Annotated in this window: 9 protein-coding genes and 1 pseudogene; 6 read left to right on the top strand and 4 right to left on the bottom strand. The window is 30.1% G+C overall.

Annotated features, from left to right (window positions below; translation table 11 throughout):
• Positions 1-5: 5 nt before the first annotated feature.
• From LG651_RS09415 to LG651_RS09400, 4 genes are all read left to right on the top strand, one after another.
• On the top strand, positions 6-527 hold the full coding sequence (locus tag LG651_RS09415) for an RNA polymerase sigma factor (protein WP_226540546.1): 522 nt from the start codon (positions 6-8) through the stop codon (positions 525-527).
• Between the two features lie 52 nt (positions 528-579).
• Positions 580-1,500: a FecR family protein gene (locus tag LG651_RS09410; RefSeq protein ID WP_226695881.1), complete on the top strand. Its 921-nt coding sequence runs from the start codon at positions 580-582 to the stop codon at positions 1,498-1,500.
• Between the two features lie 5 nt (positions 1,501-1,505).
• Entirely contained in the window at positions 1,506-3,962 is a 2,457-nt protein-coding gene (locus LG651_RS09405; protein ID WP_226695880.1) for a TonB-dependent receptor plug domain-containing protein, read from the top strand.
• Positions 3,963-4,197: 235 nt separating this feature from the next.
• Complete coding sequence (locus LG651_RS09400; RefSeq protein ID WP_226695879.1) at positions 4,198-5,700, top strand: vanadium-dependent haloperoxidase; 1,503 nt, start codon at positions 4,198-4,200, stop codon at positions 5,698-5,700.
• A 102-nt stretch (positions 5,701-5,802) separates the two neighbouring features.
• On the opposite strand, the gene LG651_RS15880 is transcribed toward LG651_RS09400, so the two are convergent.
• The 4 genes and pseudogenes from LG651_RS15880 to LG651_RS09385 form a co-directional block, all read right to left on the bottom strand.
• On the bottom strand, positions 5,803-7,686 hold the full coding sequence (locus tag LG651_RS15880) for an NACHT domain-containing protein (protein WP_449584601.1): 1,884 nt from the start codon (positions 7,684-7,686) through the stop codon (positions 5,803-5,805).
• A 498-nt stretch (positions 7,687-8,184) separates the two neighbouring features.
• Positions 8,185-8,907 (bottom strand): annotated as a pseudogene (locus LG651_RS15875) (metallophosphoesterase family protein); the annotation flags it as partial.
• Between the two features lie 229 nt (positions 8,908-9,136).
• Positions 9,137-10,399: an aryl-sulfate sulfotransferase gene (locus LG651_RS09390; RefSeq protein WP_226695878.1), complete on the bottom strand. Its 1,263-nt coding sequence runs from the start codon at positions 10,397-10,399 to the stop codon at positions 9,137-9,139.
• 43 nt (positions 10,400-10,442) lie between these two features.
• Positions 10,443-10,760: an EF-hand domain-containing protein gene (locus tag LG651_RS09385; protein ID WP_226695877.1), complete on the bottom strand. Its 318-nt coding sequence runs from the start codon at positions 10,758-10,760 to the stop codon at positions 10,443-10,445.
• A 196-nt stretch (positions 10,761-10,956) separates the two neighbouring features.
• Here LG651_RS09385 and LG651_RS09380 point away from each other — a divergent pair, with 196 nt between their 5' ends.
• Positions 10,957-11,991 carry a sensor histidine kinase gene (locus LG651_RS09380; protein WP_226695876.1) on the top strand — a complete coding sequence of 345 codons (1,035 nt, stop codon included), beginning with the start codon at positions 10,957-10,959 and terminating at the stop codon, positions 11,989-11,991.
• The gene (locus tag LG651_RS09375) at positions 11,988-12,659 is read left to right on the top strand and encodes a LytR/AlgR family response regulator transcription factor (RefSeq protein WP_226695875.1); all 672 of its coding nucleotides are present in this window, start codon (positions 11,988-11,990) and stop codon (positions 12,657-12,659) included. The genes LG651_RS09380 and LG651_RS09375 overlap by 4 nt, the downstream gene beginning before the upstream one ends.
• Positions 12,660-12,879 lie beyond the last annotated feature (220 nt).

Below are 12,879 nucleotides of genomic sequence, written 5' to 3'. Positions count from 1 at the left end.
TCATAATGAATCAATCCTTCTCTGTTTGCGATGAAGATGTTTATAATAATTTGTACCTAAAACATGCTGAGAGCTTAAGAAATCATTTGTATTTTAAATTTGGTAATTTAAAACAGGCTGAAGATATTGTTCAAGAATCGTTTATTAAGTTATGGGCTAAATGCAACAGTGTAATTTACGAGAAAGCGGTTGGCTTTCTTTATACCATAGCTAAAAATATGTTTATAGATTCGTTGCGACAACAAAAAGTAGCCTTGAAATTTGAGAAAAATCACATTGAAACCTCAGATATTGAAGATCCTTATTTTCATTTAAGAACCAAAGAATTTAAACAAAAAATAGAAGCAACCATTTCTGCGTTACCAGAAAAACAACGAGAGGCATTTTTATTAAACAGAATAGAAAAGCTTACTTTTAAAGAAATAGCTAATAGGCTAGAGATTAGCCAGACGGCAGTGGAAAATAGAATTTCTAAAGCTTTACTTAAGCTAAAAGAAATAACCGAACTGCAAAAACGCAAAATTTAAGTTCAAGAAAAATAGTTTTTAAAACAGATATAATTAGATAAAAAATATACCGGTGGGCGATAAATTTAGTAAAGATAATATACTGGCGCGATGGCTTGATAATCGTTTAGATGATAACGAAAAAAATGAGCTAGAATCTAACGGTGAATTAAATGACTTAAAAGTTGTTCTCGATGATATTGACACCTGGCAAGTTGAAAAATTTGATGTTGAAAGTGGTTTAGCTGATCTTAACAAGCGTAAAAAACTGGTAATCTCCCCTGCTCCAACAAAACAAAATAAATTTACGCCTTGGTTAAAAGTGGCTGCGGCTATTGTTGTGTTATTAACCGCCGGATATATTACCTTTAATTACTTTATTAATGCCGGAACCACCTTTAAAACTGATGTTGCAGAAACAAAAACCATTAATTTACCCGATGGTTCTGTTGTTAAAATGGATGCTTTATCAAGTATTTCATTTAAAGAAAAGGATTGGGAAAACAACCGAAATATTCAATTAACTGGTCAAGCTTTTTTCAATGTTGCCAAAGGCGAAGTTTTTAACGTAATTACTAATTCTGGGAGTATTCAAGTTTTAGGTACACAATTTAATGTAAATGCTAATAATACCATTTTTGAAGTCAAATGTTACGAAGGCAAAGTAAAAGTTACTTATAATAGCGATGCCGAAATTTTAACTAAAGGTCATGCTGCCATAGCCAAAGCAAATAAACTAGTGCATACAACGCACAATGCTAAAAACCCAGAGTGGCTCGATGGTTTCAGTAAATATTTCGAGACTAAATTATTACAAGTTGTTACTGATTTAGAAAAGTATTACGACATAAATATTGAACTTCCAGAAACCTATAATAACTTACAGTTTACGGGAACCGTGCCTCATAACGATTTAAATACCGCTTTACAAACCTTGTTTTCATCTATGGAAATTAACTATAAAATAAGCGGAAAAACGATAATTGTAGACTAGTTTGTATGAAACTGAATTTTGCTTCTAACAAATATTCCCTCGTATTTTTCTGTTTTTGGGCTTTAAATTTTAGCTTTTCACAAACAGGAAATACAGTAAAGTTATCAGATAAACTTTCGGAATTAGAACGTAAATTTGATGTGCATTTCTCATATAATCATACTTTTTTTGATACACTGTTAATTAATAAAAACATTACCTGCTATAGTATTTCAAATTGCCTTGAAGTCATTCAGCAAAAAATTCCTGTAACCATTACGAGTAACGATGGTAAATTCTTTACTATCATCCCGAATAGAGATACTTTAATTTTTAAAGCTATTGATGTTGAAACCAACGAAAGCGCAATGTCTTTGCAGTATCAAATAAATAATGAAGCGCATAAAGTAGTACACGAAGAACAAGGTATTTTTACAATAAACAATGTTTTTCCTTTAGATTCTATTCATTTTTACTCCAATTTTTATAAAACAGTCCGTTTACAAGTAAAAGATTTACAAAAAGCCAAAACAATAAAACTTTACAAACAGCAAATTAGCTTGAGTCAAGTTTTGCTAAAAAGTTATTTAACAAGTGGTATTGATTCTAGGATTAGAGACCATAGTCTACAAATTAACACAGAAATTTTAGGCTTATTGGCTGGTGAAACCGATGGTGATGTTTTTAATGTTTTAAACAATGCTCCTGGAATACATTCACCTAGTGGAAAATCTGGAAATTTAAATTTTCGAGGTAGTACTTACGACCAAAACTTAGTGCAAATTGATGATATACCCATTTACCATTCTGGACATTTTTTTGGTGCTATTTCGCCTTACAACGCTTCAATTATTTCGAATATTGAAGTGCAGCGCAATATGTTACCTGTTAAATGGGGCGGTCGTGTTGGCGGGCTTATAAACATGACTACAGACACTAAAATTCCAGAAAAAAACAACTACGAAGTAGCTTTAAACACCATTTTTGCTGGAGCAACAATTAACACAAAACTTTTAAAGGATAAATTATCGTTACTTGCTGCGTTTAGGTCTAGTTACCCGCGGTTTAACACGCCTAAACTAACTGCCATTTCCGAGCTTATTTTTCAAGGAAGTAAATTAGAAACCGTTTCTGACGAAATAAATAGTTCTGATGATTTTGACATGGGGTTTTTAGATATGAACGCCAAATTAAATTATAAAATTAACAATAAACATAGCGCTACATTAAGCTTTATAAACATACAAAACAGCTTGTATGCGCAAGTTGATAGTAACGATAATAGTAACCAAATAGATTACAGAGATTTAGAACTCGACAATTGGGGAATTACTGGTAAATGGAAGGCTAATTTTTCTGAAAAATGGACTACAGAAGTTAGATTAAGCAAATCGAAAATGAATGTATATAGCGAAAGCGAAGGCTTTGTTTTAGAGCAACGTTCCAGCTATCAAAAATACGATAACACCATAAAAGATACACGATTAATTACTGAAGCTATTTACAACCATAATAATAATTTACAATTTGAAGGAGGGTATACTTTAACCGAACACACCATTATTAGTAACGAATTAGAAGAAGAAAACGAAATAAACACCGAAAGAAAACAAAATGCAGTTGTTCATTCTAATTATTTTTCGCTTCAAAAAAATTGGAAAGAGAAATTAATTTTAACTTTAGGCATTCATAATAATTACTACGTACCTTTAAAAAAATTGTATGTAAACCCAAGGATTTTAGCGAGTTATAAACTCGATAATCGTTGGTATTTAAAATCTTCATTTGGTACTTCAAATCAATTTATTCAAAAAAAGTTTACAAACGATTTCGACGATTTTAATATAACTAATCAGCTTTGGTATTTGCCTAAAGAAGACATTAATCCCTTAAAAGGCACGCAAGCCATGGTTGGTGGTGTTTTTGAAAACTCTAAATGGTTATTCGATTTAGAATTGTATCATAAAAAAACAACAGATATAACCAATAAAACCGATAACGAACAAGGCAAATTAACCAGTAACGGAGGCAATTTATTTGTTAAACGCCGTTGGAGTAATTTTGAAACTTGGGTAAGTTATGCCCTTAGCCGAACCGAAACAGATTTTAATGGCGTTAGCACCACAGCGTTTTACGACCAAACTCACATTGTAAATTTAACAGGATTGCTCACCTTAAAGCAATGGAAATTTGCAATAACTTGGGGTTATTTTTCTGGAATGCCCATTATTTATCCCGACGAAACCGATAGCAATAACGCTAACATCGATTTTAGAGATAGATTTGATGCTTTACATCAACTCGATTTTTCTGCTTCATATACCTTCAAACCAGCGTCAGGCATTAAATCTGTTTTAGGCTTATCTATTTTAAATGTTTACAATCAGGATAATATTGTAAATGTTTTTCAAAATACTTCCGATAATAACTTCAGAAAAGCAAGTCGGTTTTCACCAAACCTACAATTAAATCTATTTTTTTAAACAGAATAAATTTTTATAACAACCTGTTTTAGAATACATTAACCTATTTTATTTTCACTATTTATATAAGTTTTTAAAATCTTTTCATTTTTATTAAAAAGTAGGGTTGGGTAAAACTTAAGCATTCTCGTAATACATATAAACAAGCAACTTTCAGCCATTTTTTAAGCTGTAATTACATGTTTTATTAACCCAATAATTAAAAGAGAGCGACTTAAATTTTAAACCCAACATTATGAAAAGAACAAACTTAAAATGGATTTTTATATTAGGTATAAGCATAATTTTGTTTCAAGCCTGTAATAGTGACGATTTATCCGAAGACATTATTCAAGATATAAACAACGATAGTATTGAAGCCGGCATTGTAGAGGCCGATGTAACAAACAACACAACAAATTTAATTGTACAATGGAGCGACCTTTGGGTGAATTTAGATCAATATACTGTTGGTATGCGACCAAATACTGTAACTCGATCGTTAGCATATATTCATTTAACAGGATATGAAACCGCAGTTCCATTTATGGATAATTACAACTCTAACACCAACAGATTCAACAATTTCAACATTAATAATAATAATTTTGAAGACAATGTTGACTTAAATTTAGCTTTAAATACTGCCTATGCCATAGCTATAGACCACTTTATGCATAGTTTAGAAGCTGGCACAAGACAGAGTATTTCAAACTTTCAAGATGATATGGAATCGGTATTAACCATTGGTTTAACCGATGATGAAATCGAAAATTCTCAACAATGGGGAACCCACGTCGCCGAACGTGTAATTGCCTATGCAGAAACAGATAATGATGCCGAAGAACAAATTGTAAACCAAACACCAAACAGCTATGTTGCTCCAGTTGGTGAAGGACTTTGGGAAGCTGGTGAAGGCGAAAATGCGTGGTTTCCTTATTGGAGAGAAGTTAGAACGTTTGCTATTTCGCCAAACCAAACGAGTAGCACTAATTTTAACAGTGTTTTACAACACAGCGCGAACCCAAATAGCAACTATTACCAGCAAATGAATGATGTTTACCAAGCCACAGTTGCTGCAGCCACAACAAACAGTGAGCAATTATGGATTGCAGAGTTTTGGGCAGATGATGTTGAGGGTTTAATGATTAGCCCTCCAGGTAGACATTTTTCTATTGCTAATCAATTAATTGAGCAATACGATTTAGATTACGATGAAACTTTAGAACTTTTATTGCGTTTAGGTTTAGCTTTAAATGATGCTGCCGTTTCTGCTTGGGACGATAAATACACTTATAATATTGAACGCCCAAGTAATTTTATTAGAGAATATATTGATGAAGATTTTACAACCAATTTATCCCGATTTATTGATGGTGTAAACCCTGCTTTTCCAAGTTATCCGTCTGGTCATGCAACCTTTGCAGGAGCCGCAGCAGGTATTTTTATAGATTTTTTTAATACCGATAACATTAATTTTACCGATAATACTTATAGCAGCTTTTCAAACTTGAGCTTTAATGGTACAGCCAGAACATTTTCTTCTTTTTCTGAAATGGCTACGGAAAACGCCTATTCGCGTGTGCCTTTAGGAGTGCATATTGAGCAAGATGCTATTGAAGGTTTACGTTTAGGTTATGAGGTTTCCGATGCGGTTAACGCTATTAACTTACAAGGCGGAAACAACAACAATAACAATGGAAACGGAAATGGCGGCAATGGCGGCAATGGAAATAACAATGGTAATAGAAATAATTAATTTAAATAAAGCCTATTAATTTTAAGCCATAATAAATACACTATTATGGCTTATATAAGTACTCACCAAGATCAAAAAAATCTATAGAACCAAACGAAATCTTTATTCTTTGTTGATTTTTGATTTATTTGCCATACCCTTTTGTATTTCTCCAACATCAGTTTTATTATTAAATTTTAAATATTGGCTTTGGATATTATTTTTTAGTTCTTTTTTGTCGTTATTACTTAAATTGTTTTTAAAACTTAAATAATAATTTAATTTCAATAAAAAGGAATACTTAATTATCGGAATCTTAATTAGAGATATCATATCTTCTACAATATTTTTATGTTGTAAATAATTAATATCTAAAAGTAAAAAAGTATAAATAAATAATTTAAATTGATTGTTTTTTGAATCAGACTTTGATTTATCCAGTCTTTCCAATATTATTCCTTCCAAATTAATATGTCCGAGCATATCATATAACCTTACTTGTACTAATGTAGGTATAACATTCGAAATAAGCTTTAACAAGCCTTGAGCTTCTCCTTTGCTATCAGTTTTTATTATTTCAGAAATATCCATTTCTCCGAACTCATCTAACAGTTTAAAACTCCACAAACAAGCATTATCGATTATATAATCAAAAATTTCATAAACTAAATCAGAATCATTAATGTCATCAATATTTCTAAATACTTTTCCCAAAATTGTTAAACTTTCTTCTAATGAATTTGATGATTCATTGAGAGAATTAATTTTTTTTATTTTAACCTCACTATGATTTTCATCAAGCTTCATTTCTTTATTTATTTGTTCTTCAATTTCATCTTGTTGAATTTCAGTTAAACCATCTTGAAATTTTTTAGAATACTTTTCAATAAGTTTGCCCAATTTATCAGCTTCTACAATTTTACTGATTAATATAGTATCTATTGAAGTACTCATTAAATTATATTCCTGGTTTAAATAAGAAAAATGCTTCTTAGTTTTTACATAAATTTTATTTAAAAATTCTACATTATCTCTCTTAAAACCTGCAAAAAGCTCAAACTCATTTGAAAAAGACAAATAAAAATTTTCATCTTCAATTGCTTCATTTAGAAATACCTCATCGAAAGTCATGTAATAAGCAACAAAATATTCAAATACACCATTTAATCTAAATGAATAATAATCAGGATCTTTTTTTCTTAATAAACTTTTTGAATCTAAATAATTGAAAATATCTCTTGGGTCAATTCTTAATCTTGGATTTTTATCCAAATATCTTTGTATGAATTCAATAATATCTGAATACTTAGCATAGTAAGAATTATTATGGTTTTCTTTTAATAAAAAATAGGCAAAATGAGCTAATAATTTTTTGTAGTTATTAAAAGTAAATGAAGACGCAGAAACAGTTAATTGTTCTTTCTCTAAAAGTTTTTCTACGTATAAATTTATTAAATCAACATCATTGTGAAGTTTATTATTTGCATCTTTATTAAATACCCATAAAAATATTGAAACCGTCCAATAATTAAAAGGAATCGAAAGTTTTTTAAAAATTGAATTTATTTTCTCAACTACCTGACTTTCCTTCTCTTCAGTAAAAGAGTAATTTCTTTTAGTTAACTCCTTTATGTGTATTTTTCTTAATCGGTGAAAGTATAATTTTTTTAAATCTCGACCATCAAATCTCGCGGCATCTAATGAATTTAAAGAGCTACTAATAGAACAAATTATTACTCTCACATTGTCATTTTCACTTACTATTTTTTCAAGAGTATCTTTCGTTTTATTATCTTCAAGATGAAAATTATCTATTAATAGAACAAAATCTTTTTCATAAAAAAGTTTAGTTGCAGCATTGGTGTTTGTAAAATAATATTTTGATAATTCTTTAAAAAAATTAAAATCATTTATAGAATTGCTCCAATATTTTAGATCGATATAAAAAGGAATTTTATTATAAACTGAAAAATCTTTTAAAAGCTCTAATTCAATTTTTTTTAGCATAATAGTTTTACCACATTTGTCTTTACCAAAAGCAATGTAATCTTGGTCAAACTTGAAAAAGTTATCCCAGAGGTAATCAGGGTGACTGGTATCATCATTTAAAACTTCAGAAATAGATTTTTCTTTAAGAACGGGGTTAGTACTTAATTGTAATAAATCTTTGCGTTTTTCTTTACTATTATTTTCTACAAAAAGAGATTTTGAATCATCAAGTTCTTCTAAAAATCGTCTTCTAATGTTTTTTCTTAATTCATTTTGTTTGGCAAATACATCGTTTGTTGGAATAGTATATTTCCTTGAATCTAATGAATAAAAAACTTCATTTTTTATATCATACATGCGGAAATCAACACTAAAGTTATTTTCAGAATAATCCAAATGAATTAAAGTATATCCTATTTGAGAATCTGCTCCAAACGATAGATTAGCAGAAGACCCTAATTTGATTACTCCATCATTAGGTGTTAAGTCTAGGCTCAAATTGTTTTTATGAATGTGACCACTTAACATAAAATCAAATCTTTTGTGAAGTAAATCTTCAATTTTCCATAAATTCCATGGACGTAAATCTTTTAATGGATGGTGATGTAAAACAATTTTTATATCACAAGAAATTATTCTGTCTAAAGCCTCATCAACCTTACTAATTGGGTATAATAAGTTATTATCATCTTTTATCCCTACAGATCTCCATGCGGTATTTAAACAAACGAATCCAATTTTACCTGAATCAGTTTTTCTTACATGCGTTGAATACATTTCTTCAACGTAGTCTAAAGAACTCGTAGTACATTCTTTAAAATAAGCATTTACGAAGTTCCTGTAGTTTTCTAACGGTCTATGACTGTTAATTAGATCAGTATTATTTTTTTTAAATAAATCATTTAATTTATCATTATCGTCAATTTCTTCATCCAAATACTTTATTAAGGATTTAGAAACCACACTTCGGTCTAAATCATGATTTCCAGGACATATGAAAATATTTTTTTTATTTATTTTAGCTACTTTTACAATTTTATCTAGAAAATTAACTTTAGCCAATTCAAAATCTTAAATTTTATCACCTCTCTGAACTAAATCACCTGAGAATATTACAAAGTCAATTTTTTTAACATTTTTTTCTAAATCATTAAAGAAATTATCTAACAATTTTTTTTGCTTAGTTCTTCCTCCAATTTGATTTGTGTAATGCAAATCTGTAATGTGTAATATCCTCATCTATAAAAAATTTATTTACTAAAATAAGAAAGTTTGATTTTTAAATAAGTAGTAAAATTAATACTTATAAACATTCTATTAACTTATTTTTGAGGAGGTAAAACAAATTAATATTGAGACTAAAAATTTCTAGTTATAACATAAAAAGCTCCGCAATAAAATGCGAAGCTTTTGAGACTAATAAAAAACGTAATTCATTATTTATTTAGAATTACAACTAACTGTTAGGCTAAAGGCCTAAAGCTGTTACTGCTGGTGCGTCAATATCTACAGGATAGGTTCTCCAAATGGCACTAAAATTTGTGTTTTTCCATAACACTTCGCCACTTTCGCTTACTTCCCAAATAGTTCCTGCTGTTCCTTCTCCAATTAAGGTATTTCCGTTACTCATTCTGCCGGCACTACTTGTTGTTAAACTATATAAATCGCTATCGGTAAACTCCCAAGTAACCGTTGGTTCGTTATCTTGACCTGCCACTAATTCGTAAGGCGGATTTAATTCATATTCAATAACTGCCGATTGTCCGTTGTAAATATTATTCGAGTACACTAGCATATTACCGGTATCTAATAAATTAGGATAATGAACACGGTTTAGTGTTACTTCACCTGTATTGTTATACGTTAAAGGGTTTCCAAAACGGTAAACCAAATCGCCTCCTAAATTATAATTTCCTCCAGTGCTTGTTGCTGCTTCTGCAGTTGTTGTACTATGGTCTATTACCCAAACTTCGCTATAATAATTTACGGTAACATAAATTAAATCATTTGTTTCATCTAATGTTAAGCCGTTAGCGTGCATAATGTCACCATCAGTTTGACTGCTGTTATAGTTAACATTTATTTTATTTGGGTTATCTACAACAACGCCATAATTTTCTTTAGTACTGTCGTATTCTTGTACTAAATGATCTTTTGCATGCCATTCCCACACAATTTCTTCGGTAAGCGGATTTAACTCTACAATTGCTTCTGGATATATTGCTTGGTTTACCTCAAAGCCCATAGCTTCGGCTTCGGTAGCGGTTACTCTTTCCCAAACTAAAAACAGCAAATTGCCGTTCGATAAGTATTGAAAATCATGATGTGCTCTGTAATCTGTATCGGAATATGAAATTTCCCAATCTACAGTTTTATCAGCATTTATTTTTTTAAACTTACCGCCATAACCACCAAATGAAATTGTGGAATTAGACGATTTTAATTCTACAATTAAACTACCGTCATCTAAAAGTTCGGCTTCATCACCCAATTCTTCGCCATCTAAATCCCATTCTACTAATTCGTCGCCATCATGGTTTATTAAAAACACACCATTTACACCAGTATCAACAACAAGAATATATGAATTTGTGTCAATACCATCATCGCTGGTGCTTTCCTCCACATTGTCGTCGTTATCGGTGTTGGAGCATGACGTAAAAAAAGTTACCGATGCTAATAAAAGAGCGCTTAAATAGTTTGCTTTATATCTTAATATTAAGTTTTTCATGTTTGTAGGTTATTAATTAAAAAGTGATTTATTTAATTTATTTCTAACCTCTTGATGGTCTTCCTTCTCCTCCACCTTGTCGTTCTGGTTTTGGCGCGTTTTCAATTTCGCTTTTCGATAAATAACCGTCTTCATTTGTATCTATGGTAGCGAAATCATTTTTTAATGGTCCTTTTACTTCTGCTTCCGAAAGTTTACCATCTTTATCGGCATCCATTTCAGATATTAATTGCTCTGCATTTGGTTGTCCGCCGCGTTGACGTTGCGTATTTCTGCTTTGATTTTCGGTTTCCGATGATGACTTACAAGCTATAAATAGCGATACAGTTACTATTGCAGTAATTAATTTTAGGTTTTTCATTTTCATAATTTTAATATTTTAAATTTACATTTAGACCGTAAAAGTCTATAAAAGATAAATACCATTATGATGTTTTCAATGAATGCTGATAAGTTTTAAGTAAACAGCTTATATTGTTCTGTGAGCACTTTATTTATCATTTGGTTTTGGGCTATAAATGATTACGCATAGATTTTATTTTACGTTACTTTGTGCTATGAATAAATTTAATAGACTTATTGTACAGGTTGCATTATGGTTGGTAATAGGCCTAGTTATTTGGTTTAACCAAACATTAAACACCACTTGGATTAACGAAAATTTGGTAATTTTTCTATTTCAAGTGCTCCTTATTTATCTACTTATTTTTGTACTTGCGCCAAAGCTATTATTTACAAAAAAGTATGCCCTATTTACTATAGTTTCTGTTTGCTGTGTTATGGTTTTAGCCTTTATAGTAACGTGGTTCTTTAAAATTCCTATGGAACCCCATGCTATTAATAACATGCCTGCCCCTGGGCCACCGCACGATTCTGGTCCCAGACAGCCACCCTCTCATTATTTGTTTAATGTATTAATTTTGGGAATTTCTTTTAGTTTGGCTTTGGCGTTGGAAGTTTTTAATCATTTAAAGAAAAAAGAAGCCGAAACTATAAAAGCCCAAAATGTAAATTTGGAAAACGAATTAAAGCTGCTTAAATCGCAAATTAATCCGCATTTTTTATTTAATTCTCTTAACAACATATATACGCTAGCAGGCATAGATACAGGTAAAACTCAAAAAAGTATCATTAATTTATCCGATATGCTTCGTTACGTTTTGTACGATTGTGAGCAAGAAGTTGTTTCAATTAAAAAAGAAATTGAATATATTGAGAATTACTTGAAATTATTCGCATTAAAAAGTAGTAAATCATATCCCATTTCAATTAAATTAAATATTGAAAACAATGGAGCTTACGTAGCACCAATGTTGTTTATTCCTTTTATTGAAAACGCTTTAAAACACAGCAATATTGATGATAGAAATAACGCTTTTATAAATATTAATATTACTGCAACCAGCACAGAAATTAATTTTGACGTGGAAAATAGTAAACCACAAAATAAAGTAGTAAAAGACGGTGTTGGTGGAATTGGATTAGAAAATGTAAAGAAAAGATTAGCTATCTTGTATCCTAATAAACACAGCTTAAAAATAGTTGAAAACGAAACTAATTTTAAGATTAATTTGCAATTAAAGTTGATATGACTAAAATAAAATGTGTTGTAATTGATGATGAGGAATTAGCAAGAACCTTAATAAAATCTTACATTGATAAGGTTGATTTTTTAGAATTGGTTGATGATTTTGAGAACCCTATTGATGCCATACAAACTCTAAAAGCAGGACAAGTACATCTTGTTTTTCTAGATATTCAAATGCCACAATTAAAAGGCACCGATTTTGCCAAAATAATTGATACTAATTTAAAAGTAATATTTACTACAGCCTATTCTGAATATGCCTTAGAAGGCTACGAACTAAATGTGCTTGATTATTTATTAAAGCCTATTACTTTTGAGCGCTTTTTGCAAGCCGTTAATAAATATAAAAAAGAATCTGTTTTAATTGAAAATACGATAACCGTTAAATCTGGCTACGATTTACACAAATTACACTTTGATGATATTCTTTTTATTGAAAGCGATAGTGAATATGTTAATTTTTACTTGAATAATAAAAAGATTATGAGCCATCAATCGCTAAAAACACTGCAACAAACATTACCAGATTCAATTTTTATGCGTGTGCATCGCTCTTACATTGTAAATAAGCAAAAAGTATCGGTTTTAACAGGAAGAATTTTACAAATTAGCAAGCACAATATTCCTGTAAGCGATAGTTATTTTGAGCTTGTTAAAACGGAACTATTCTAAAGTTTTTTTGTTTCGTCATCTAGACAGTTTCAATAATTATTTTTTGTTGCCCTTGGTAATTTTTAAGCGTGGTATACTAATAACAATATGTATTCTATAGACTTAAAATAACGAAGAGATAAAAACTAAATTTTTTGTAGTACGAATTCAATATAATTTAAAATTTATACGTGAATGAGTCTTTACAATTTCGGTATTGTAATTTATCGATTCATGTCTC

It is taken from the genome of Neotamlana sargassicola (assembly GCF_020523965.1).
Classification (GTDB): domain Bacteria; phylum Bacteroidota; class Bacteroidia; order Flavobacteriales; family Flavobacteriaceae; genus Neotamlana; species Neotamlana sargassicola.
Note: the sequence above shows the minus strand (reverse complement) of the source record. Positions and strands in the feature narration are given on the sequence as shown.

Bases quoted from the DNA above. Each gene is read 5' to 3' on its own strand.
- LG651_RS09400 (WP_226695879.1), top strand. From the start codon at position 4,198: ATGAAAAGAACAAACTTAAAATGGATTTTTATATTAGGTATAAGCATA.
- LG651_RS09375 (WP_226695875.1), top strand. From the start codon at position 11,988: ATGACTAAAATAAAATGTGTTGTAATTGATGATGAGGAATTAGCAAGA.
- LG651_RS09390 (WP_226695878.1), bottom strand. From the start codon at position 10,399: ATGAAAAACTTAATATTAAGATATAAAGCAAACTATTTAAGCGCTCTT.
- LG651_RS15880 (WP_449584601.1), bottom strand. From the start codon at position 7,686: ATGCTAAAAAAAATTGAATTAGAGCTTTTAAAAGATTTTTCAGTTTAT.
- LG651_RS09380 (WP_226695876.1), top strand. From the start codon at position 10,957: ATGAATAAATTTAATAGACTTATTGTACAGGTTGCATTATGGTTGGTA.
- LG651_RS09385 (WP_226695877.1), bottom strand. From the start codon at position 10,760: ATGAAAAACCTAAAATTAATTACTGCAATAGTAACTGTATCGCTATTT.
- LG651_RS09405 (WP_226695880.1), top strand. From the start codon at position 1,506: ATGAAACTGAATTTTGCTTCTAACAAATATTCCCTCGTATTTTTCTGT.
- LG651_RS09415 (WP_226540546.1), top strand. From the start codon at position 6: ATGAATCAATCCTTCTCTGTTTGCGATGAAGATGTTTATAATAATTTG.